Below are 23,166 nucleotides of genomic sequence, written 5' to 3' on the forward strand. Positions count from 1 at the left end.
AACCGGAACGACCACTCACGACCGCTGGTCAGTCGGCCTGCGGGTAGCCGAGCTCGACGTCGTGCGTGCTCAGCTCACCCGAGAGCCGCAGCGAGGTGGCGACCGGCGGGTATCCGGTCGCGATCACCGTGTACTCGCCGTCCGGCAGGTCGGTGAAACTGTAGTTGCCGTCGATGTCGGTGGTCGCCGCGCCGACGACCGCGCCGCCGGGGTCCAGCAGCGTCACCCGCGCATCCGGCACCGCGACCCCGAGGTTGGCCGACCGGACCACGCCGCTGAGCTGCGTGCCGGACTGCAACGCGACGTCCAGCGTGGACTGGTCGCCGTCGGCCACGGTGACCGAGTTCGCCACCGGCCGGTAGCCGGGCGCGGTGACGGTCAGCGCGTAGGCCCCACCGACCAGGTCGGCGAACAGGTAGTGCCCGTCCGGTCCGGTGCCGGCGCTGGCCACGACCTCGCCGCGGGCGTCGGTGAGCACCACCATCGCCCCGGCAACGCCCTGCCCGCCGACGCGCACCAGGCCGGTGAGCCGCCCGGCGCCGAGCAGCTGAACGTCGTGGCGCACCGGGCGGTCGCCGACCACGACCATCGACGCGGCCGGCTGGTAGCCGCCGCCGGAGGCGATCAGCACGTAGGTGCCGCCGTGGTCGACCACGAGCTGGAACTGCCCGTCGTGGGCGGTCCGGGCGCGCTCGACCTGCCGGCCGTTGGCGTCGGTCAGGGTGAGCACCACCCCGGAGACCGGGGTGCCGGCGGAGTTCCGGACGGTGCCGTGCACGAACAGCCCGCCACCGTCACCCGGGGCTGTCAGGTCGCCGGCCAGGTGCTTGCCGTTGGTCGCGTAGCGACGCGGCGCGACCGGCTCTGACCAGGCATCCGAGCGACCATCCACAGAGTTGTCCACAGGTTCGGCGGCCAGTCGCGCCGAGTGCGCCCCCACGCCCCCAACCTGGGCAGAGCCGTTCGCAGCGGCACGCGTCACGGCCGAGTTGTCCACAGGCTGGGTGAAGTTGTCCACAGCGTCGTCGTGCGCGGCCACGGCAGCCGCCTCCCTTTCCTCGTGACTGTCGATCGTGGTGCGCAGCGGCGTCTCACTGATGAAGATCACCGCGAGGAAGGTGACCACCGCGATGCAGGCGGAGACGAAGAAGATGTCGCCGATCGCGTCGCCGTAGGCCGCCCGCACGATGGTCTGCACCGGTTCCGGCAGGTGGTTGACGTCCAGCGAGCCACCGCCGCCCGAGCCTGCCGCCTGCGCCGCGCCGGGGATCTTCGACAGGCCGCGCATGATGTAGTCCGAGACCTGGGTGGCCAGCACCGCGCCAAGGACCGAGACGCCGGCCGAACCGCCGAGGGTCCGGAAGAACGTCACGACCGAGGTCACCGACCCCATGTCCTTGCCGCTGGTGGAGTTCTGCACCGCCAGCACCAGGTTCTGCATCAGCATGCCGACGCCGATGCCCATCAGGAACAGGTATACCCCGACGAGCACCAGGTCCGTCTCGTGGTCGATGCTGCTCAGCAGCCACATCGACGCGATCAGCACGACCGAGCCGATCACCAGGAACGGTTTGATCTTGCCGGTGACCCGGGAGATGATCTGGCCGGACACGGTCGAGGAGATGAACAGGCCGCCGACCATCGGCAGCGTCATCAGCCCCGCGGTCGTCGGGGTGAAGCTCCGCGCGATCTGGAAGTACTGGCCCAGGAACACCGAGCCGCCGAACATCGCGGTGCCGACCGCGACGGTGCCGATGGTGGCCAGCGTGACCGTCGGGTTGCGGAACATCCGCAGCGGCACGATCGGCTCGCTGACCTTGGTCTCGATGAGCACCGCGATGATCAGCGCGAGCAGGCCGCCGCCGACGTAGGACGCGGTCTCCACCGACCACCATTCGAACTGCTTGCCGGCCAGCGAGACCCACACCAGCAGCAGGCTCACGCCGCCGACCAGGAACAGCGCGCCGAACCAGTCGATCTTGAGCGGGCGCTTGATCACCGGCAGCTTCAGCGTCCGGCCCAGCACGATGAAGGCGATCACCGCGATCGGCACGGTCACCCAGAAGCACCAGCGCCAACCCAACCACGAGGTGTCCACGATCAGGCCGCCGACCAGCGGCCCGCTGACGGTGGCGACCGCGAAGGTGGCGCCGATGTAGCCGCTGTAGCGACCGCGGTCGCGCGGCGAGACCATCGCCGCGATCACGACCTGGATCAGCGCCTGCAGGCCGCCCATGCCGATGCCCTGCAGGGCGCGAAAGCCGATGAGCGTCTCCATCGACTGCGCGAACCCGCCGAGCACCGAGCCGATCGTGAAGATCGTGATGGCCAGCTGGTAGAGCAGCTTCTTGCTGAACAGGTCGGAGAGCTTGCCCCAGATCGGGGTGGATGCGGTCGAGGTGAGCAGCATCGCCGTGACCACCCAGGTGTACTGGCCCTGGGTGCCGTTGAGGTCGGCGATGATCCGGGGCAGCGCGTTCGAGACGATCGTCGAGCTGAGGATGGCGACCAACAGCGCCAGCATCAGACCCGACATCGCCTCCAGGATCTGCCGATGCGTCATCGACGATCCCGCGGCGGGCTCGTCGCGCCCGTCCCGGCGGGTCGGCGCTGTCGCGTCCGGCGCCGTCTCCGTCGAGGTGGTCATCGAGTTCCTTCCTTGGTCACGGAGCCGGCGGCGCAGACTCCGTCGTTGATCGTGTAGCGACGGATGTCATCCATCGCTTCCCCCAGCAGTCGGGCGAGTTCGCGGACCTTGTCGTCGTCCCAGTGGGCCAGCGCCGCGCCGATCCACTCCGCCTTCCGGCGTTCCAGCTCCGCCACGGCGCGCTCGCCGTCGGGCGTGGCGCGCAGCAGCGCCACGCGCCGGTCCGCCGGGTCGGGCCGGCGGGTGATGAGGCCGGCGAGTTCGAGCTGGCCGACCTGGCGGCTCACCACGGATGCGTCGACGATCCGGTGGTGGGCAAGGTCCGAGGCCCGGCATTCGCCGCGGAAGACAAGTTCGGCGAGCAACCCTGCGGCGGCGTACGGCACGTGCTCTGCCGTGAACTGACCCCGCTGCATTGCCACCTGTTTGAGCCCGAGCATCGCTCGAAGCGGTCGGAGCAGCTCGGCACAGGTCTCGTGTGTCGGTCCCATGAGCCCAATCCTTTAGTTGCCGCACGCAACTATAAGCCTATTTAGTTGCGTGACACAACTTGTCAGGCTCTGTGACCCCACACACCGGAAGGATCAAGAATGGGCGAAGGGCGGCACCCGGTCGGGGAATGCGAGAGGGGCACCCGTGCCCCGGTGACCGGGTTACGAGTGCCCCGCACCTCGTGAAACGTGCTCACATCATGGCGTTGAGCTTGCCCAGGAGTCGGGCCAGGTCCTTGAGGTCCTGGGTGGACCAGCTGGCGAACTCGCCGTGCAGGTGCTTGCGGCGCTCGGCGCGCACCTTTGCCAGCCGCTCGCGCCCGAGGTCGGAGAGCTGGATGCGGCGGGCCCGGCCGTCGTCGGGATCCGGCACCCGCTCCAGCAGGTCCAGGTCCACCAGGGTCGCGATCTGCCTGCTCACCGTGGACTTGTCCAGCCCAGTGCGGTCCGCGACGTCCATGCCGCGCAGCGGCCCCGCGTCGTCGACCATCAGCAGCAGGCTGTACGAGGCGGGATCCAGGTCCGGGTGCACGTGCGCGGCCACGGCGGTCGACAGGTTCCGGGCACGGCGGAACATCAGCACCAACTCGCGCTCGACAGACTCAGCCGCTGAACGCCGGTCGACGCCTTCCTCGCGCACCCCGCCGGTCGAGCTCCGCGCCTCGTCCTCGATCACAGCTCTCCAACCCGCACCGCCGACGACCCCGGCGGCACCAATCGCCGACCCGCAAGCCAACGGTAGTCCGTTTCGCCCTACTCTAAGCGCCTGCCTCGAACTCAATTTGCGTGACGGTGCGGGTAGCGGAACCTCAGACGCCGCCTGGACTGCGGGATCCCCAACTTGCGTATGACACAAAACGCGGCATCGGCGCTGTCCTCGCCAGACCACGCCTGAGAGCCCGCGGCGGTGCCGGTTGCGATCGTGGGCTCAGCAGTCGTGGCTGCCCACCGGTTCGGGCCGGTGCCACGGCCGGGGCATGCCCTTGGACTCGAAGTAGTCGCCGCCTTTGCGCTTGATGTCGTCGGTGCCCCAACTGCGCTGGCGCAGCACCGGCATCATCCGCGGGATGTGCTTGCGGCAGTGGATGTACGCCTCCTCGACCTGCACCACGACCCAGCGCTCGGGCGTGCGGCCGCGGTCGAACTCGGCGGGCAGCGCGGGGTGGATGGCGCGCAGGCCGGCGTCCTCGACGATGCGGGCCTTGCCGTTGACGTGCAGGCCGATCAGGTCAGTCACGAAGTCCACCAGCAGGATCCCGATGTGCGGGTTCTGACTGATGTTGCCCAGGGTGGCCAGCACGCCGTTGCCCCGGTACTCCGGGTAGCAGAGGTGCCGGTCGTCGAGGACCTGCATGAAGCCGGCCGGACCGGCGCGCAGGCTGGAGTCGCACTCGCCGTGCCGGTCGGAGGTGGCCACGAACGCCAGCTCCATCCGCCCGATGAACTCCTTCATCAGCGGGTTCAGGTGGTCCAGCACCTGGTCGTCGTAGAACTTCCGGGCGCGCTTCTCGGTGCCGTAGGCGCGCTGCAGCAGGTGTTCACCAGCCGAGCCGGGCAGCGGGACCGGACCGTCCTCGACGAACGGGTCGCGCGGTGGCGCGTCGGGCTTCTCCCCGCGCTGCTGGATCGGGGCCGTGACCCGCCAGGGCTCGTTCGGGGTGGGCGGTTCTGAGAGCTCCAGCTCCAACAGTGCCGCGTCGGCGGTACCGGTCGGGGGTAGGTGGTCGGGGATCACGCGCGTCACCGTGTCACGTCCACCTCTCTGCTAACAACGGTGAATACTAGGTTCCCCGCGACAGGTCCGTGCATTATCTACGTGAAGTAGTTATGAAGCACTCAAAAGTGGCATCAAGGCAGACGCGTCACGAGGCACGAGTTAGGGTCCACCCTGTGTCGGGGGACGCTTGCAAGTAGTGGTGTGCCTGCCTGGGTACGACCGCCAACGTGGAGAAGGCTGCCCCGAACCATGACAGCGAACGCCGTACTGAGCCCCGGACCCCCGAACCACGAGCCGTCGAACTCCGGTGTGAGCAAGATGGTTCGCCTCATCCGCGAGAGCTTCGCAGTCGTCGAGCCGCATACCGACGATGTGTCGAGGTTCTTCTACGGCATGCTCTTCAGCCTCTCACCGGCCACCCGCGACCTGTTCGCGGTGAACATGGAAGTGCAGCGCAGCAGGCTGCTGCGAGCGCTCGTGCACGTGATCCAGATGGTCGACAGGCCGGACGAGCTGCTGCCGTTCCTGCACCAGCTCGGCCGCGACCACCGCAAGTTCGGCGTGGTCACGGCGCACTACGAAGCGGTGGGCACCGCGCTGCTCGCCTCGATCAAGAGGTACGCCGGCGACGCCTGGACCGACAGCGTGGAGCGCGCCTGGGCCGAGGCCTACACCGTGATGGCCTCCGCGATGACCGAGGCGGCCGCCGCCGACGACGGCCCCGCCTGGTACACCGGCCAGATTCTGCACCATGAGCGGCTCAGCTGGGACGTCGCGGTGATCCGCGTCCAGCCCGATCACCCGGTCCCGTACCAGCCTGGCCAGTACGTGAGCGTGGAGGTGCCGCAGCGGCCCCGGCTGTGGCGCTACCTGACCCCCGCCAACGCGCCGAGCGACGACGGGATCATGGAGTTCCACATCCGGTCAGTGGAAAGCGGCTGGGTCAGCCGCGCGCTGGTCGCGCACGCCCGACCCGGCGACCAGTGGCGGATCGGCTCGCCGATGGGTCGGCTGACCGTGAACCGGGAGACCTCGCCGGACGTCCTGATGATCGCCGGCGGTACGGGAGTGACCCCGATGCGCGCGATCATCGACGACCTCGCGCAGTACGGGGAGAATCCGCGCGTGCAGCTGTTCTACGGCGGCCGGACCCGCGAGGACCTCTACGACCTGGCGAACCTGCAGCGCGTCGCGATGCACAACCCGTGGCTGACGATCACGCCGGTGGTCGAGGACGACCCGGGCGTCTCGGGTGCGGAGCACGGCACGCTCGCCGAGGCGGTGACCCGCTACGGCGCGTGGCAGGACTGGGACGTCCTGGTCAGCGGCTCGCCGGGGATGATCCGGGCCACGGTCTCCCGGATGCTTGTCGCGGGCACGCCCCTCGACCACATCCGCTACGACCCGTTCACCCTGGACTGATCACCGCCCGACGACCGAGCGACGGGGGGCGTCTTCGACCGATCTGGTCGAAGACGCACCTCAGTCGTCGGCAGCGCGCGGTTCGAGCAGGAAGCCGCGCCCGCGAAAGCACTACGCTCCGGTCCAGGTAACGCGGCAGGCCCGGGCCGGGAGCCAGCACGGCAGGCGGCACGAACGCGAAGGGCGCCTGCTGGCCGGCTCACGGCCATCAGGCGCCCTTCCAGCGTTGCTATCGCCAGCGGTCAGCGCCGTTTGCGGTCTGGTTTCCAGACGACCAGGGCCGTTTCCTGGCGGATCGGGACCAGGTCCCGGCGGTAGGAGGCGTGCACCGCGGCCGCCGCCTGTTCGGCCGCCGCATGGGCCGCCGCCACCTCTTCGGCCAGTTCCTGGACCTTGGCGCGGAGCGCGTCGACCTCGTTCTCAAGATCGATGATCCGCTTGATGCCCGCCAGGTTCACGCCCTCCTCCTGGGAGAGGCGCTGCACCTCGCGGAGCAGGGCGATGTCTCGCAGGGAGTAGCGGCGGCCGCCCGCAGGGGTGCGCCCGGGCGAGACCAGGCCCAGCCGGTCGTAGCTGCGCAGGGTCTGCGCGTGCAGCCCGGACAGCTGAGCGGCCACCGAGATCACGAACATCGGCGTGTCCTCGTTGGCCCCCGGCGGGAACCCGAAGCCCGGATCCATTGGGCGACCGGCCATGACTACCTCCCGAGCAGCTCGTTCAGGTCGCGGCGCGGATCGTGGTCGGCTGTCGCCTTCGCGTAGTCCGCCAGCGCCTCGGCCGCCTTGTCGTCCAATTTGGACGGAACCACGACCTGTAACGTCACCAGGAGATCCCCGCTGCTGCCGTCCTTCTTGCCCACGCCCTTGCCGCGCACCCGGAAGGTACGGCCGCTGCCGGTCCCGGCCGGGACCTTCAGCGTCACCTTCCCGTCCAGGGTCGGCACGGTCAACGTAGTGCCCAGCGCCAGTTCGGGGAAGGTGACCGGAACCGTGATCGTCAGGTCGTCACCGGAACGTCCGAACACCCGGTGCGGGCTGACGTGCACCACCACGTACAGATCGCCCGCGGCGGCGCCCTGCCGACCGGGTTCGCCCTGTCCCGCCAACCTGATCCGCTGCCCGTCGGAAACCCCGGCCGGGATCCGCACCGTCAGCGTCCGGCTGCGGGTGCTGACCCCTTCGCCGCGGCAGTCCGGGCACGGGGCGTCGATCAGCTGGCCTCGACCCCGGCAGTCTGGGCACGGCTCGCTGAACGCGAACGCACCCTGGTTGCGCGTCACCAGCCCGGAACCAGAGCAGGTCGTGCAGGAACGTGGCCGGGTGCCCGGCTTGGCACCCGAACCGTGGCAGGTCGGGCAGCTCACCGGGCTGGACAGCCGCAGCGGAACCGTGGCCCCGCGCACCGCCTCGGCGAAGTCGATGCGCACCTCGGTCTCCACGTCGGCGCCGCGCTTCGGGCGGTTCGCCGTGGTGGCACCGGGGCGGCGACCGCCGAACAGGCCACCGAAGAGGTCGCCGAGCCCGCCGCCACCACCGCCCCCGGCGCCGCCGAAGAGGTCACCGATGTCGAAGCCGCCGGTGCCACCCGGACCGCCGAAACCACCGAAACCGCCCTGGCCGCCGCCGAAACCGCCGGCGCCGAACAGCTTCCGGGCCTCGTCGTACTGCTTTCGCTTGTCCGGGTCGGAGAGCACCCCGTAGGCCTCGGAGACGGCCTTGAACTTGGCTTCGGCCTGGGCGTTGCCGGGGTTGGCGTCGGGGTGGTTCTCCCGCGCCAGCTTCCGGTACGCCTTCTTGATCTCGTCGGCCGAAGCCGCGGAGGAGACGCCCAGCTCGGCGTAGAAATCCTTCTCAAGCCATTCCCTGGCGCTCACCGGGCGCTCCTCCCCCCGTTCCTCATCAACCCTGCTCGGACTGGTTCTCGCCGGTCGCCGGTTCGGCGGGCTCGGCGGCCGGCTCGTGGTCGGTCACCACGACCATCGCCGGACGCAGCACCCGGTCGCCGAACCGGTAACCGCGGCGCAGAACAGTCGTCACGGTCGGCCCTTGCACGTCCGGCGAGGTGCCGTGCTGCACCGCCTCGTGCACCGACGGGTCGAACTCGTCGCCTTCCGCGCCGAAGGGCTCCAGCCCGGCCGAGTTCAGCGTCGCGACCAGCTTGTCCGCCACGGCCTTGAAGGCGCCGTTGAGGTCGCCGTGGGCCTCGGCGCGGTCGAGGTCGTCGAGCACCGTCAGCAGGTCGGCGGCCACCGACGCCTTCGCGCCGGCGATCACCGCTTCGCGGTCGCGTTCCACCCGCTTGCGGTAGTTCGCGTACTCCGCGGTGACCCGCTTGAGGTCGGCGGTGAGCTCGTCGACCTGCTGCTGCAGCCCGGCCGAGTCGCCCGCCGCCTCTTCGGGCTCGGGCTGCTCGGCCGCCGGCTGCGCGGCCTCCTGCTCGGCGTTCCCGACGATGTCCTCGTCGAGGGTGCCGGACATGCTTTCGGCCACCTGCGCCTCTTCTCCGCTCGGAGCAGGCACCCGGCGCTGGCCGGTCACGGGGTCGATGCGCCGCCGATCCCGGACCACCACCGGCTCCTGCTCGCCTTCGTTGCGCGACATTTCCGGCCTGTCCGCGGTCACTTCTTCTTCTCGTCCTCGTCGTCGACGATCTCCGCGTCCACCACGTCGTCGTCCTTCGATGAGCTCGCCCCGGCTGCACCGGCACCGGCGGCACCGGCGGCACCCGCACCGGCCGCGGCGCTGGCACCCGCATCGGCGTACAGCGCCTGGCCGAGGGCCTGCGACTCGGTGGCGAGCTTCTCTACGGCTGCCGAGATGGCGGGCACGTCGTCGCCCTTGAGCGCCTCGTTCACCTCGCCGACGGCGGCCTTGACCTTGTCCTTGACGTCGGCCGGCAGCTTCTCGTCGTTCTCCTTGAGGACCTTCTCGGTCTGGTAGACCAGCGTCTCGGCCTGGTTGCGGGCCTCGGCCTCCTCGCGACGCTTCTTGTCCTCGTCGGCGTGCGCCTCGGCGTCCTTGACCATCCGGTCGATGTCGTCCTTCGGCAGCGCGGAGCCGCCGGTGATCGTCATCGACTGCTCCTTGCCGGTGCCCAGGTCCTTGGCGGAGACGTGCACGATGCCGTTGGCGTCGATGTCGAAGGTGACCTCGATCTGCGGCAAGCCGCGCGGCGACGGCGGGAGACCGGTGAGCTCGAACATGCCGAGCTTCTTGTTGTGCGCGGCGATCTCGCGCTCGCCCTGGAAGACCTGGATCTGCACCGACGGCTGGTTGTCGTCGGCGGTGGTGAAGGTCTCGGAGCGCTTGGTCGGGATCGTGGTGTTGCGCTCGATGAGCTTGGTCATGATGCCGCCCTTGGTCTCGATGCCTAGGGACAGCGGGGTGACGTCCAGCAGCAGAACGTCCTTGACCTCACCACGCAGCACACCGGCCTGCAGGCTGGCGCCGACGGCGACGACCTCGTCGGGGTTGACGCCCTTGTTCGGCTCGCGGCCGCCGGTCAGGTCCTTGACCAGGTCGGATACCGCGGGCATCCGAGTGGAACCGCCGACCAGCACCACGTGGTCGATGTCGTCGAGCTTGACGCCGGCATCGCGGATGACCGCCTCGAACGGCTTGCGGCAACGCTCCAGCAGGTCGGAGGTGATCCGCTGGAACTCGGCTCGGGACAGCGTCTCGTCCAGGAACAGCGGGTTCTTGTCCGCGTCGACGGTGATGTACGGCAGGTTGATGTTCGCCGTGGAGGAGCTGGACAGCTCGATCTTGGCCTTCTCGGCGGCTTCCTTGATCCGCTGCATGGCCATCCGGTCCTTCGTCAGGTCGATGCCCGACGAGGACTTGAACTTGTCCACCAGCCACTCGACGATGCGCTCGTCCCAGTCGTCACCACCGAGGTGGTTGTCGCCGCTGGTGGCCCGCACCTCGACGACGCCCTCGCCGATCTCCAGCAGCGAGACGTCGAAGGTGCCGCCACCGAGGTCGAAGACCAGGATGGTCTGTTCCTTCTCGCCCTTGTCGAGGCCGTACGCCAGCGCGGCGGCGGTCGGCTCGTTGACGATGCGCAGCACGTTGAGGCCGGCGATCTGGCCGGCTTCCTTGGTGGCCTGCCGCTGGGCGTCCTCGAAGTAGGCCGGGACGGTGATCACCGCGTCGGTGACGTCCTCGCCCAGGTACGCCTCGGCGTCCCGCTTGAGCTTCATCAGCACGCGGGCGCTGATCTCCTGCGGCGTGTAGGGCTTGTCGTCGATCTGGACCTTCCAGTCGGTGCCCATGTGCCGCTTGACGGACCGGATGGTGCGGTCCACGTTCGTGACCGCCTGGTTCTTCGCTGGCTGCCCGGTGAGGATCTCGCCGTTCTTCGCGAAGGCCACGACGGACGGCGTGGTCCGCGAACCCTCGGAGTTGGCGATCACCGCCGGTTCACCGCCCTCCAGGACGGAAACGACGGAGTTGGTCGTCCCCAGGTCGATGCCGACCGCTCGCGCCATGCTGCTTTCCTCCCGACTTGTTGCCTGTGCCCCAAGCGCCATCCCGGGCGCTTGAGCCTTGCTCACTCAAGTTTTACCCACTGCTCATCATCATCGTCAATCCGGATTGAGCGCGAGCCACTCAAGCTTTCTGCCAACACAACGGTTGACCAGGCACGGGAGTTCCGGGGAGTGACGTGGCCGACACCGCCGCCGCGATCGGAACCCGGCGAATCGGCGGCCGGAAGCCGACACGTCGGCTTGTCGGCTTGTCGGCTTGTCGGCTTGTCGGCTTGTCGGCTTGTCGGCTTGTCGACATGTCGGCGTCGGAGCGGGTCAGGCCTGCTTGACGCGGATCTCGCCGCTGCCGCTGGACAGCGTCAGCCGCTTCCCGGCGGCCGGGTCCTGCGCCACGTCCACGTCGACGTCGCCGGAGCCGCTGTCCGTGTCGACGCGGTAGCGGTCGCCGGGCACGGTCAATTCGATGCCGCCGCTCCCGGTGGACACCTCGACGGTCTGCGGGCTGACCAGTTCCAGCTCGACGTCGCCGGACTCGGCCTTCGCGACGACGCCCGGGCCGCGCAGGCCACGCCCGCTGATCCCGCCGCTGCCGGTCCCGACCCCGACCCGGCCGCCGATCTCGTGCAGCGTGATCTCCCCGGAACCCGTGTCCGCATCGACCGGACCGTCGACGTCGCTCACCGACACACCACCGGACCCGGTGTGCGCCCTGACTTCGCCGCCGATCCCGGCCAGCTTGATCTCCCCGGAGCCGGTTTCCGCGTCGACCGGACCACGGACCTGGGTCACCGACACGTCGCCGGAGCCCGTGCGGACGTCGACCGGGCCACCGATCTCGCTCAGCAGCACCTCGCCGGAGCCCGTCTCGGCCTGCACCGACCGCATGCCCACCACGTCCAGGTCGCCGGAGTCGAGGTTGCCGTGAACGGGCACCGAGACCGGCAGCGTGACCTGGTAGTCGACGGAGCAGTTCCAGCCGCAGCCGGTGGGCAGCACCAGCGCGCCGCCCTCGACGCGGTGCTTGATCTCGGTGGCGCCGCCACCGCCACCACCCAAGAAGGCGCTCTCCCAGCGGTGGACGCGCTGCACGATCTCGGCGCGGGCGCCCGGAGCGTGGCGCACCTCGACGTTGCCGGCGCCGCCGGCGAGTTCGACGCGCTCGATCCCGTCCAGTCCGGTGGAGCGCTCCCGCGCGGATGACGAGGGCCACCCGAACAGCGCTGCTCCCCCGATCAGCACCAGCGCCGCCCCGCCCACCGCGAGCCCAACCCGAGCCATCGTCATCCCCCCAGCTTGCCGACTACCGCGCCGACGAAGTTACGCACCGCGTCCGGCCCGCACCTCAGGGACACCCCGGAAACACCCCGGGAGTTCCCCCTAATCCGGCCTTCGGCGCAGCCACCGGAACCTTCGCCTTCGGCCATCTGGCGACATTTCCGCCACGCCCCGGAAAACCGCCGCCGGTGGCCCAGCGCACCCGGCGCAACCCGCTCTCGCCGGTGCGTCTCCTGATCGGCGCGGCGAACAGAGCTAATTAGGAGATGCACCAATGCGCGTGATCAAGGACCGGCCGGTCATCAGCCTGGCGCCGGGCGAGACGGCGTCCGCGCCCTCTGATCCCCGGGCTGCCTGATCAATGCCCGTGAGCGCTTTTGGTCGCTATAGCGCAATGCCGCTTAGCCTATTTTGATCATGCTGCTGTGTGGGTGAGTTGGATGCTGGGCGGGCTGTCGTGGCGGGTTCCGGTGTCGGTGGGTTTTTTGACTCGGTAGGCGTTGTGGCGGCCGCGTTTGATCACGCGGGGGTAGCTGCGGTGGCGGCGGCGGGGATTGAGGTTGCGGGCGGCGGTGATGTCGGAGGTGATAGCGGCCAGAGATCGTTTCTGGTGTTCAGGGGGAAAAAGCCGCCGGATCGGCGATCCGGCGGCGGACGATGCGGACGGTGCGGGTGAATTTGACCCGGTCGGGGTCGATGTCGGCTTCGGTGGCCGCCCGGCAGATCAGCGCGCTGATCGCGTAGTGGGTGAGCAGGTAGCCGTAGAGCTCCTGGCGGACCATGTCGGGGCTTTTCGACCGCAGCACTCTTCCCGGTCCGCGCAGGACGGTTTTGATCTGTCCGTTGGCGGTTTCGTGTTCCCAGCGGTGGTGGTAGCTCTCGGCCAACGCCGCCGCCGGCGCTGCGGTGGGGTCGGTGATAGTGGTGATCAGCCGGATCAGTTCGCCCTTGCCGTTGCCGTCGCGGTCGGGCACCGTGTATTCCACGACCCGCACAATCCTGGCCTGATCAGGAGGGAGATCCTCGCCGCGGGCGGCGGCGTCGATGAGCGCTTGCCGTGCCCTGCCCCGGATTTTCGCCTCGATCAGCACCGAGCGGTAGGAGCCGTCATACAGCGATCCCAGCACCGGCAGCCTCGTGTTGGACTTGACGCGCCACAATAGCTCCGCACCCGTGTCAGCCGCGGTGCACCAGTCCTGCCAGGTGTAGAAGTTGCGGTCGGCGATCAGCAACCAGCCAGGCTGCAGGCGCCGGTACAACCGTCTCGCCAGGGTCTGTTCCCCGCTGCCCTTGCCGGTGACCCCACCGATTTCAGCGTCCACCATCGCATGCGAGCCGCACTCGCTGACCGACACCACACGGACCTTCGGAAACGCCGACCGGCTCTCCCCCGAGCCGCCGTATCCGAACTCCGCGCCGTTGGCCTTGGTGTCCGGTGCATCCCACTCGAACCCGTCGATGGCCATCAACCGCCACGGCCCGAGAAACGCACCCCGGGTCAGCTCCCCGGCCACCGGGACCGCGACCCGGGCGAACAACTCCGCAAGCGGCTCGGCCCCCAACCGCTGACGAGCCTGGGTGATCCCACCCGAAGTAGGCAGACTCCACTGCTGATCCCAGCAGCCCCACGCCGCCAGCGTATCGGTCAGCCGGGCCGCGACTTCCTCATAATCCTCCGTGGCGAACAACGCCATCGCCATCACGAAATACACCATGACGTGCGGCGGAAGCTTCCCATCCGAGCGCTTGGCCTGCCGCCCCGCCGCGACGATCACTTCATCGACCACATCCCGAGGAACCGACGAGGCCAGCACCCCCAGCGAAACCAGATCCGTCAACCGGGCCCCAGCCACCACGCCATCATCCACCACACCCGAGATCATCCCCGCCACCAACAACAAGATCAACTCAAGCTAAGCGGCATTGCGCTATAGCGCCAAAAAACGCTCACGGGCATTCACCTGCGCGAACGTCCATCCACTTCGGCCCCCTCGGGTTTCCCGCCGCAGCCGGGAGTTTCACGCTCCGAAGACCTCGTCGTAGGCGGCCTCGAATGCGGCCAGGGACTTCGCGTCGAAGAGCACGAAGCGCACCTCGTCGACATCGGCCGGCGCTTCGCGCACCGCGCGCATCGCGATCCGCGCCGCCTCGTCAAGCGGATACCGGTAGACGCCGGTGGAGATCGCGGGGAAGGCGACCACTTTCGCGCCGAGTTCGTCGGCGACCCGCAGGGACTCCCGGAAACAGGAGGCCAGCAGCCCGGACCGGTCCTCGGAGGCGGCGTAGGTGGGTCCGACGGTGTGGATCACCCAGCGCGCCGGAAGTTCGCCGGCGGTGGTCGCCACCGCCTGCCCGGTCGGCAGCCCCTCCGGGAGCTCGCAGGACCGGATCAGCCGGCATTCCTGGAGGATCGCCGGCCCGCCACTGCGGTGAATCGCGCCGTCCACGCCACCACCGCCCAGCAGCGAGGAGTTCGCCGCGTTCACGACGGCGTCGACTTCCTGCTCGGTGATGTCGCCCTGGACCAGCGTGACCCGCATGCGGCGAGTGTGCGCCAGCACGCCCAACCCCGCTCGATGCGACCTGAATCACAACGTTCGGCGCAAACCTGCGGCTCCGCACGCCCCGGATGCGGACTACGAGGGGTACCCGGTAGTAGTGACCGTCTCAAGACAGCCAGCGTGGACGTCGTCAACCAACGCTGATCCTGTGGAACAAGGAAAGCCGACCCGCCGATCGATGGCAGATACGAGCCGGACCCATTACGCCCTCCTACCGAGGGTGTTCACCCGCTTTCCAGGACTGCCCTCTGTTACCGTGGATCCCGGTAGGCCTCCGGGTCTGCTAACCCGCCTTAGACCCCGCCGAGTGCGGGGTCTTCGTGCATCCGGGGTCGGGTCAGGGGCGCCAGACGTGCACGTTGTGCACCCGGTCCTCGATGTGCCCGGCCGGGGCCGGACAACACGAACCGCAACTGATCAGCCGGTCGCATTCCGCAGGTAGTCCACGGGTTGCATGAGGAAGCGCAGCGTCGGTTCGAGGTCGTCGGCGGTGGGCGGCTCGTCGGCGATGAGCGCCTGCATGAGCAGGCCGTCGAGGGCGGCGAACAGCGCCCGGATCACCGGCTCGTCGCCGCCCACGCCGTCGTTGATGAAGCCGGCGGCGACCTCGATCCAGCGGCGGGCGGCCGGGCGCAGCGCCGGGCGGCGGGCGGCGAGCAGGTAGAGCTCGTACTCGCCCACGGTGCGTTCGCGCTGGTCGCGAACCATCGACGCCAGTGCCTCGGCGATCAGCCGCGGCCAGTCGGAGTTCTCCCGGACCTGCCCGCGCAGCCGGTCGATCTCGACGATCAGGGTTTCGCAGCTCTCCAGCAGCGTGGCCACCAGCAGGTCGTCGATGCCCGCGAAGTAGTAGGCGATCGACGCCGGCGGCACCTCGGCCTCGCGGGCGATGTTGCGGTGGCTCACCGCTCCCACGCCGTCGCGGGCGACCACCCGAAGCGTCGCGTCGATGATCGCGCGGCGGCGGCGTTCACCCTTGGCGCGGCGGCCGTCGGTCTCCGCCTCGTCGGAGTTTCGCCGCGCCGCCGTCAATGCGCGCCGCCCAGTTCGAGCGCGACGACACCGCCGATGATGAGCACGATGCCGCCGATCTGCACCGCGGTGATCCCCTCTCCGAGGAACACCGCACCGATGATCGCCACCAGCGCGACCCCGGCTCCGGCCCAGATCGCGTAGGCGACGCCGACCGGCAGGCCGAGCTTGAGCACGGCGCTGAGCGCGCTGAAGGCCACCACGTAGCCGACCAAGACCAGGATCGATGGGACGGTCTTGCTGAACCCGTCGGACAGCTTCAGCGACACCGTGCCGAGCACCTCGCTCAGGATCGCCACCGCCAGCAGCAGGTAGGCCACACTTCCTCCCCAGAAACTTGAACGACTGCCCTACTTGTTCAGGATACGGGTGGCCGACGGCGCGGGAACGCAGGTTCCTAGTGGCCGAAGTGGGACTTCTTGTCCTTCTTGTCGCCACCGTCCTTGTCGCCACCGTCCTTGTCGCCACTGCCGGAGATCATCGAGGCCACGTTGACCGCCGCCCAGATGCCCATCGGGATCATCGGCCAGAAGAAGTGCGGCTCACCGGAGGCGACGGAGGTCACCGCCCAGATCGCGACCAGGATGAAGGTAACGCTCGCCCAGTCCCGCCACTCCTTGACCATCTTCTTCTTGTGCCGCTCCTGCTTGACGACCTCCGGGGACGGCTTCGCGGGCACCGGCTCCGGCAGATCGGCGACCAACGACTGCAGCTCGCCGAACGTCGTCGACGCGTAAGCGCGCTGCAGGCGCTCGTCGAACTCGACGATGGAGAGCCGGCCCTCGTCCAGCGCCGTGCGCAGGCGCCGCGCGATCGCCTCCCGGTCCGCGTCCGACGCGCGCATCGATCCACTGCCTGATTCGGTCATGCCAAACCCCCTGATCCGCGCCCACCTGATGACATAACTGAACAGACCGTTCGCTCGAACGAATACGTGGCGAAAATCGCACGATCGATCCCGATTTTGCCGTGTCCGACGCCGGAAACCTCCGAGGCTCGGCAGAATCCCGCCGTCGCGTCGCACGCGTCTAACAGGAACAACTCACGAAACCCCAGCAACATCACCACGCCCCCGCAGCGGGGCGGACCGCCCGCGGAGCCCAGGATTGCGGAAAAACTTGTACGACTGCACAACTAGTTTTTCGCCCAGCGGTCTCGCAGAATCACCGACTGTTCCCAACAACAGCGACGCCCGTATAGTTACCAGCGAGTAACACGGCGTACGCTGCTTGCACCACCACCGCCCCCGGAGGAAAGGCACCTGAACCATGGGCGCTGTACAGATCACGCTCGGCGGGATCGCTGTCGTGCTCGGCATCGTCGCTTGGGGCATGTTCGCCGCGACGATCGCCAAGTTCGTGCGCATCATCCGCCTCGGGCAGCCGGACGGTACCCGCAACGGCCCCGTCCTGGCCCGCCTGGCCACCGTGGTAAAGGAATTCGCCGCGCACACGCGGATGAACAAGTTCCGCAACGTCGGCATCTGGCACTGGCTGGTCATGTGGGGCTTCCTGATCGGCTCCCTGGCTCTGTTCGAGGCCTACGGCGAGGTCTTCGTGCCGACCTGGGGTTGGCGGATCCTGGACGACCTGGCGATCTTCCACCTCCTGATGGAGGTCCTCGGCGTCGGCACGGTCGTCGGCATCCTGGTCCTGATCGCGATCCGCCAGCGCAACCACCCGCGCCGCGCCGGCCGCGTCTCGCGCTTCCAGGGGTCCAACTTCGCCTGGGCCTACTTCATCGAGGCGGTCGTCCTCATCGAGGGCGTGGGCATCCTCGGCGTCCGCGCCGCGAAGTCCGCGCTGGGCGTGCACGAGATGCCGCTGTGGGCCGAGTTCATCTCCGGCCCCATCGGATCCCTGCTGCCGGCCAGCCCGAACCTGGTGGCGTTCTTCGCCTTCGTCAAGCTGATGAGCGCCACGGTCTGGCTGATCGTGATCTCCAGGACCATGACGATGGGCATCGCGTGGCACCGGTTCAGCGCGTTCTTCAACATCTACTTCAAGCGCGAGGCCGATGGAGACGTGGCGCTGGGTGCGGTGAAGCCGATGATGTCGGCGGGCAAGCCGCTGGACTTCGAGGAGGCGGATCCGGACACGGATGTGTTCGGTGCGGGCAAGATCGAGGACTTCTCGTGGAAGGGCTGGCTGGACTTCACCACGTGCACGGAGTGCGGTCGGTGCCAGTCGCAGTGCCCGGCGTGGAACACCGGCAAGCCGTTGTCGCCGAAGCTGCTGATCACGTCGCTGCGCGACCACGCCTACGCCAAGGCCCCGTACTTGTTGGCGGGCGGCCGCAAGGACATGGCCGGTGACGAGGTCGGCATCACCGGTGACGACGCCGAAGCGCGGTTGGCGAAGGTCGACGTGCTGGCGTTGGCGGAGGCGGAGAAGCCGCTGATCGGCGGGCCCGAGGAAATGGGTGTCATCGACCCGGACGTGTTGTGGTCCTGCACGTCGTGCGGTGCGTGCGTGGAGCAGTGCCCGGTGGACATCGAGCACGTCGACCACATCGTGGACATGCGCCGGTACCAGGTGATGATCGAGTCGAACTTCCCGACCGAGCTGGGCGGGATGTTCAAGAACCTGGAGAACAAGGGCAACCCGTGGGGCCAGAACGCCAAGGACCGCCTGGCGTGGACCGAGAACCTGGACTTCGAGGTGCCGGTCTTCGACGGCGAACTCGCCGACGACGTGGAGTACCTTTTCTGGGTCGGTTGTGCGGGCGCGTTCGAGGACCGGGCGAAGAAGACGACCCGCGCGGTGGCGGAGCTGCTGCACATGGCGGGCGTGAAGTACACGGTGCTGGGTCCGGAGGAGACCTGCACGGGTGACCCGGCGCGGCGCGCGGGCAACGAGTTCATCTTCCAGATGCTGGCCCAGCAGAACGTCGAGGTCCTCAACAGCGTTTTCGAGGGCCGGGAACCGGGCAAGCGCAAGATCGTCGCGACGTGTGCGCACTGCTTCAACAGCTTGGCGAATGAGTACTCGCAGCTGGGTGGTGACTTCGAGGTGGTGCACCACACCCAGCTGCTGAACAAGCTGGTTCGGGAGAAGCGCCTGGTGCCGGTCGCCCCGGTGGCGGAGGACGTGACCTACCACGACCCCTGCTACCTGGGCCGGCACAACAAGGTCTACACCCCGCCGCGGGACCTGGTCGGAGCCTCGGGTGCGACGTTCCGGGAAATGCCGCGGCACGCGGACCGCTCGATGTGCTGCGGCGCGGGTGGCGCGCGGATGTGGATGGAAGAACGCATCGGCAAGCGCATCAACATCGAACGCGTCGACGAGGCGCTGGGCACGGCACCGACGAAGATCGCGACCGGTTGCCCGTTCTGCAAGGTCATGCTCTCCGACGGCCTGACGGCCCGCCAAAGCGAAAAGGTCGCCTCGGAGTCGGTCGAGGTCGTCGACGTGGCCCAGCTGCTGCTGTCGGCGGTCAAGCGAGGCGAAAAGTCCACGGAAGACACGGCCGCACCCGCGGGCAGCTGACGCCAGAAACACCGAAGGGCGCCTCCTCCCCGGAGGCGCCCTTCGTCTTGTCACGAGACTTTCCAAGGCCCGAGTCACCACGGACTTCCGCTTCGGCCCGCTTCTACTCACCGCGCTCCCGCGGCGCCTCTGCGACATTGGCCCGTGTGACCAACGTCGCCGTGGATCCGGCCGGCTTGCACCGCCACGCGGATCATCCCGTCGTCCAGCGGGTTTTCGATGTTGCCGGGTTCCTGGGCTCTCGCACCGCACTAGATCAAACCCTCGGTATCCGGTCCCGCACAGCGAGTTGCCGATTCCGGCGTCATATGCCAGCGATGCGTCAGTCCCGGTATCGACCCGGTACCGGATGCGGAGGAACGATGGCCGAGCTCAGCGATTACGCCGGGAGTACCTGAACGCGCACTTGGCCGAGGTGTCCGACCAGCGCTGCCGGACGGTGATCGACCGGCTTGGCGGCTGGGCCCGCAACGCGCTGTCGAAGCGCGACGTGATCACAGTGGAAATCCGCCTGAACGGCTGCGATCGGTGCCGGTCGCTGGCCGACGAGACCGCCGAGGTCAACAGCGGCATTCGAGCGATCATCGGGCCACTGGCGCTGGAGCAGCCGACCGACGCCCCCGCCCTCGGCCGGTGACCGTACCGCGGAAAGCCGCAGAGCCTCCACCCTGGCTGCTCCTCCTGCTCAGCGCCCTGGTCCTGGCCATCGCGATGGCCTTCGCACTGTCCAACCCCGTGCCGCCCAACGGCAGGCCCACCCAGCCGCAAATCGCATCCACAATGGACTCCTGGGTGAGGCGTGCTTATGGTCGTGAGTGCGAATGCCGGTAAGAGCCGGGTGTCGCACTCACGACCTCAGCGCCCCGCAACCCGGGCAAGGAACGCCGCCCAGGACGAGGCCGGGAAGGCCAGCACCGGACCACCCGGATCCTTCGAGTCCCGCACCGCAACAGCCGGACCGGCGAACGCCACCTCGACGCAGTTGCCGCCCTGCCCACTGCCCACACTGCGACTGCTCTTGCGCCACTTGGCTTCTGCGGATGCAACCTCGACACAGGCGCCATTGTTTCCGCCGCCGCTGCGGCTGGTCTTGCGCCACCTGACGTCGATCAGGTCTACCGCGTACATGCGTCTCGCCTCGCTCACTCCGAGCTCATAGAGTCCGAGCGACCTGCTCGATCCGCTCCATCGACTTCTCACGAGACAGCGCAATCTCGCGCAGGTGCTCAAACACCAGACTAGCTTCAAGGCCGTGAGGGGCTGTCAAGTTTTCGGTGTAACTGTTGTTTTCGGTTTTATCGGCGTCCGGCGGACAGGCGTCCGTCGAAGGTGATCTCGAAGGCGTTGAGGGCCTTCTTCCAGCGGTTGGACCAGCGCTTGCGGCCCGTCCCGGTGGGATCAAGACTCATGATTGCGAGATAGACGCACTTCAAGGCAGCCTGCTCGCTGGGGAAGTGGCCGCGAGCGTTCACCGCGCGGCGGATGCGCGCGTTGATGCTCTCGATGGCGTTGGTCGTGCAGATGATCGTGCGGATCTCGGTGTCGAACTGCAAAAACGGCACGAACTCCGCCCACGCGTTGGTCCACAGCCGCACGATCGCCGGGTACCGGGACTCCCACTTCTCGCTGAACTCGGCGAACCGGTCCAGCGCCGCCTGCTCGCTGGGTGCGGTGTAGACCGGCTTGAGGTCCTTGGCGATCGCGCTCCAGTCCTTACGGGAGGCATAACGGAAACTGTTGCGCAGCAAGTGAACGATGTACGTCTGCACGATCGTCTGCGGCCACACCTGCGCGATGGCCTCAGGCAGGCCCTTCAGCCCGTCGCAGACCACGATGCAGCAGTCGGCGGTACCCCTGTTCTTGATCTCGGATAACACCCGCAGCCAGTACTTGGCGCCCTCCCCGTCGCCGTGCTCGCCGGCCCACAGCCCAAGGACGTCGCGGGTGCCGTCCACGGTCACCGCGAGCGCGACGTAGATCGGCCGGTTGGCCACGTTACCCTCGCGGATCTTGACGTGAATGCAGTCGATGAAGATCACCGGATAGACCGGGTCCAACGGCCGGTTCTGCCACTCGGCCATCCCGTCCATCACCCGGTCGGTGATCGTGGAGATCGTCTGCTTGGACACCTCGGCCCCGTAGATCTCGGCCAGGTGAGCCGAGATCTCGCCGTGTGTCAACCCCTTGGCGGACAACGAGATCACCAAATCGTCCACCCCGGACAGGCGGCGCTGCCGCTTCTTCACGATCGCCGGCTCGAAACTCCCGTCACGATCCCGCGGCACGCTGATTCCCACCGGACCGGCCTCGGTCAGCACCGTCTTGGCCCGTGTGCCGTTACGCGAGTTGCCGCCGTCGCGGCCAACCGGGTCGTGCTTGCCGTAGCCGAGATGATCATCCATCTCGCCGGCTAGCGCGGCCTCGGTGACCAGCTTGGTCAGCCGGCCCAGCAGCCCACCCTCACCAGTCAGCCGCAGCCCTTCGGCACGGGCCCGATCGGCCAGCTGCTGGATCTGCTCATCCATCACCGCCAGGTCTGCCGCGGCGGCCTCGCTGGCCTGCTCGGTCTTCACCTCAGTCACTGGTGCCTCCTACATCTCAGGAGTTACACCGTTAAAATTACAGTCCCGGCCGTGAAGTTTGGCTGTTGTAGTGATCGTCAAGGGTCTGCGGGTGTGAGGATGTCGACGCCGACAGTGGCTTTGTAGCTGGTTCGGTCGATGTTCGGGCCTCGGGCCTGGTATTTGGAGATGGCGCGTTTGACGATGCGGGGACATACCCGTAGTCGTCGGGCGGGCAGCAGGTCGGCCAGGATATGGCGGCCGATGGTGCCGACCAGATCGATGACCGTGTCGGCGATGACGTTGGCGGCCTGGATGAGTTGGTCACGGGCGGCCTGGTAGGCGATGGTGAAGCTGGCTCGGTCGGGATCAATGTCGGGTTGGGTGTTGGTGGCGTCGGCCATCGCGGTGCGCAGCAGGTGGTAGGTGACCAGCAGGGCGTAGATCTCCTGTTCGGCACCGGCCGGGGTGCGGGCGCGTAACACCCGGCCGCCGAGGATGGACGATTTCAGTTCCAGGTAGGCGGTTTCGATCTCCCACCGGTGGTGGTACAAGGTGATCAACTCGGCGGCCGGGTAGTGCTGGTGATCGGTCAGTGTGGTGGCCAGCCGGTAGACACCGGTGTGCCGGCCGGCGGTGGTGGAGATGGTGATCTCGCACTCGACGACCCGTACCAGCAGCCGGCCCAGCATCGACAGGTAGGACCCGTCGGGGTATCGGGCCAGGACTGGCATCTTGCGGCCGTTTTTCAGCCGGACGAGGACGTCGGCGCCGGTGTCTGCGATCTCAGTGATGAGGTCTTTGGCGCCGAAGTTGCGGTCGGCCAGCAGGATCATCCCTGGTCGCAGACTGCGCAGCAGGTGTGGTGTGTAGGTGGTCTCGCCGGTGGTGGTGGGGCCGAACACCGCGTCGATCAGGGTGCGTGTGCCGCAGGCGAGCAGGGCCACCAGCCGGATCTGGGGGTAGCCGGTGCCACCGTGGTTGCCGCGGTGTTTGGTGAAGCGGGCCAGCATTCTGGGGTTGTCGGGCACGGTCAGGGTGGTGCCGTCGATCGCACAGACCAGCAGGCCACGCCACCAGGTTCCGCGCTGCCCCACCGTGGCTGCCGGTCCGCGGAGCAGGTCGAACAACCATCGCAAGGGCGCGACGCCGATCCTGCGGCGGGCTTGCGCGAGTCCGCTGGTGGTGGGGGTGACCAGGGGCAGGCCAGTGAGCGAGGCGGTGAGTTTGCGCCATACGCCGGGATAGCCGATCTCGGGGAACAGACACGCGGCCAGCAGCAGGTAGACCACCACCCGTGAGGGCAGATCCCGCAGCCGGGACTGCGTGGTGCGGGTGGCGGTCAGGGCCTCATCGACCATCTCGAAGGGCAGGTGCTGGGTGAGTTCACCGAGGTGGCCGGGTGCGAACCGGCCCCCGGACACGGTGATCGTGCGGGTGATGACAGACTGGGTATCCAACGGAGTTCCTGCTATCTGGT

The 23,166-nt window shown here is 68.2% G+C and carries 20 protein-coding genes; 3 read left to right on the forward strand and 17 right to left on the reverse strand.

The window, feature by feature from the left end; genetic code table 11:
* Positions 1–28: 28 nt before the first annotated feature.
* From FDZ84_RS10850 to FDZ84_RS10865, 4 genes are all read right to left on the reverse strand, one after another.
* Positions 29–2,647 (reverse strand): MFS transporter, encoded by a 2,619-nt coding sequence (locus FDZ84_RS10850; protein WP_210435503.1) that lies wholly within the window; start codon positions 2,645–2,647, stop codon positions 29–31.
* A complete protein-coding gene (locus tag FDZ84_RS10855) occupies positions 2,644–3,138 on the reverse strand; it encodes a MarR family winged helix-turn-helix transcriptional regulator (RefSeq protein ID WP_168585799.1) in 495 nt (164 codons plus the stop codon). Before FDZ84_RS10855 ends, FDZ84_RS10850 begins: the two co-directional genes overlap by 4 nt.
* Positions 3,139–3,331: 193 nt before the next feature.
* Complete coding sequence (locus FDZ84_RS10860; protein WP_168585800.1) at positions 3,332–3,814, reverse strand: MarR family winged helix-turn-helix transcriptional regulator; 483 nt, start codon at positions 3,812–3,814, stop codon at positions 3,332–3,334.
* A 252-nt stretch (positions 3,815–4,066) separates the two neighbouring features.
* Positions 4,067–4,882 (reverse strand): pyridoxamine 5'-phosphate oxidase family protein, encoded by an 816-nt coding sequence (locus tag FDZ84_RS10865; RefSeq protein WP_210435504.1) that lies wholly within the window; start codon positions 4,880–4,882, stop codon positions 4,067–4,069.
* Positions 4,883–5,104: 222 nt separating this feature from the next.
* On the opposite strand from FDZ84_RS10865, the gene FDZ84_RS10870 reads away from it, so the two are divergent.
* Positions 5,105–6,277: an FAD-binding oxidoreductase gene (locus tag FDZ84_RS10870; protein ID WP_246868926.1), complete on the forward strand. Its 1,173-nt coding sequence runs from the start codon at positions 5,105–5,107 to the stop codon at positions 6,275–6,277.
* A 242-nt stretch (positions 6,278–6,519) separates the two neighbouring features.
* Here the strand turns inward: FDZ84_RS10870 and FDZ84_RS10875 are convergent, their stop codons facing one another.
* The 10 genes from FDZ84_RS10875 to FDZ84_RS10920 form a co-directional block, all read right to left on the reverse strand.
* Positions 6,520–6,972, reverse strand: a complete 453-nt coding sequence (locus tag FDZ84_RS10875) for a heat shock protein transcriptional repressor HspR (RefSeq protein ID WP_044576061.1) — start codon at positions 6,970–6,972, stop codon at positions 6,520–6,522.
* Between the two features lie 2 nt (positions 6,973–6,974).
* The gene (dnaJ, locus tag FDZ84_RS10880; RefSeq protein WP_168585801.1) at positions 6,975–8,150 is read right to left on the reverse strand and encodes a molecular chaperone DnaJ; all 1,176 of its coding nucleotides are present in this window, start codon (positions 8,148–8,150) and stop codon (positions 6,975–6,977) included.
* Positions 8,151–8,175: 25 nt separating this feature from the next.
* Complete coding sequence (gene grpE / locus FDZ84_RS10885; RefSeq protein WP_168589961.1) at positions 8,176–8,877, reverse strand: nucleotide exchange factor GrpE; 702 nt, start codon at positions 8,875–8,877, stop codon at positions 8,176–8,178.
* Positions 8,878–8,894: 17 nt separating this feature from the next.
* Entirely contained in the window at positions 8,895–10,766 is a 1,872-nt protein-coding gene (gene dnaK / locus FDZ84_RS10890) for a molecular chaperone DnaK (RefSeq protein WP_168585802.1), read from the reverse strand.
* 315 nt (positions 10,767–11,081) lie between these two features.
* Entirely contained in the window at positions 11,082–12,050 is a 969-nt protein-coding gene (locus FDZ84_RS10895; RefSeq protein ID WP_246868927.1) for a DUF4097 family beta strand repeat-containing protein, read from the reverse strand.
* A 605-nt stretch (positions 12,051–12,655) separates the two neighbouring features.
* Entirely contained in the window at positions 12,656–13,924 is a 1,269-nt protein-coding gene (locus FDZ84_RS10900; RefSeq protein ID WP_168585803.1) for an IS4 family transposase, read from the reverse strand.
* A 135-nt stretch (positions 13,925–14,059) separates the two neighbouring features.
* Entirely contained in the window at positions 14,060–14,581 is a 522-nt protein-coding gene (locus tag FDZ84_RS10905) for an O-acetyl-ADP-ribose deacetylase (RefSeq protein WP_168589963.1), read from the reverse strand.
* A gap of 438 nt (positions 14,582–15,019) precedes the next feature.
* A complete protein-coding gene (locus tag FDZ84_RS10910) occupies positions 15,020–15,634 on the reverse strand; it encodes a TetR/AcrR family transcriptional regulator (RefSeq protein ID WP_168585804.1) in 615 nt (204 codons plus the stop codon).
* Positions 15,631–15,954 carry a multidrug efflux SMR transporter gene (locus FDZ84_RS10915; protein ID WP_168585805.1) on the reverse strand — a complete coding sequence of 108 codons (324 nt, stop codon included), beginning with the start codon at positions 15,952–15,954 and terminating at the stop codon, positions 15,631–15,633. The genes FDZ84_RS10910 and FDZ84_RS10915 overlap by 4 nt, the downstream gene beginning before the upstream one ends.
* Positions 15,955–16,031: 77 nt before the next feature.
* Positions 16,032–16,502: a DUF1707 domain-containing protein gene (locus FDZ84_RS10920; RefSeq protein ID WP_246868928.1), complete on the reverse strand. Its 471-nt coding sequence runs from the start codon at positions 16,500–16,502 to the stop codon at positions 16,032–16,034.
* A 400-nt stretch (positions 16,503–16,902) separates the two neighbouring features.
* On the opposite strand from FDZ84_RS10920, the gene FDZ84_RS10925 reads away from it, so the two are divergent.
* Positions 16,903–19,125 carry a (Fe-S)-binding protein gene (locus tag FDZ84_RS10925; protein ID WP_168585806.1) on the forward strand — a complete coding sequence of 741 codons (2,223 nt, stop codon included), beginning with the start codon at positions 16,903–16,905 and terminating at the stop codon, positions 19,123–19,125.
* 349 nt (positions 19,126–19,474) lie between these two features.
* Positions 19,475–19,762, forward strand: coding sequence for a hypothetical protein (locus tag FDZ84_RS10930; protein WP_210435505.1), 288 nt, complete (start codon positions 19,475–19,477; stop codon positions 19,760–19,762).
* A gap of 218 nt (positions 19,763–19,980) precedes the next feature.
* Here the strand turns inward: FDZ84_RS10930 and FDZ84_RS10935 are convergent, their stop codons facing one another.
* The 3 genes from FDZ84_RS10935 to FDZ84_RS10945 all read right to left on the reverse strand — a co-directional run bounded on the left by FDZ84_RS10935 (position 19,981) and on the right by FDZ84_RS10945 (position 23,146).
* Entirely contained in the window at positions 19,981–20,271 is a 291-nt protein-coding gene (locus tag FDZ84_RS10935; RefSeq protein ID WP_371812831.1) for a DUF397 domain-containing protein, read from the reverse strand.
* A gap of 149 nt (positions 20,272–20,420) precedes the next feature.
* The gene (locus FDZ84_RS10940) at positions 20,421–21,650 is read right to left on the reverse strand and encodes an IS256 family transposase (protein ID WP_168589965.1); all 1,230 of its coding nucleotides are present in this window, start codon (positions 21,648–21,650) and stop codon (positions 20,421–20,423) included.
* 134 nt (positions 21,651–21,784) lie between these two features.
* Complete coding sequence (locus tag FDZ84_RS10945) at positions 21,785–23,146, reverse strand: IS4 family transposase (protein ID WP_168585152.1); 1,362 nt, start codon at positions 23,144–23,146, stop codon at positions 21,785–21,787.
* Positions 23,147–23,166 lie beyond the last annotated feature (20 nt).

This window comes from Saccharopolyspora sp. ASAGF58 (assembly GCF_012277335.1).
Taxonomy (GTDB): domain Bacteria; phylum Actinomycetota; class Actinomycetes; order Mycobacteriales; family Pseudonocardiaceae; genus Saccharopolyspora; species Saccharopolyspora hattusasensis.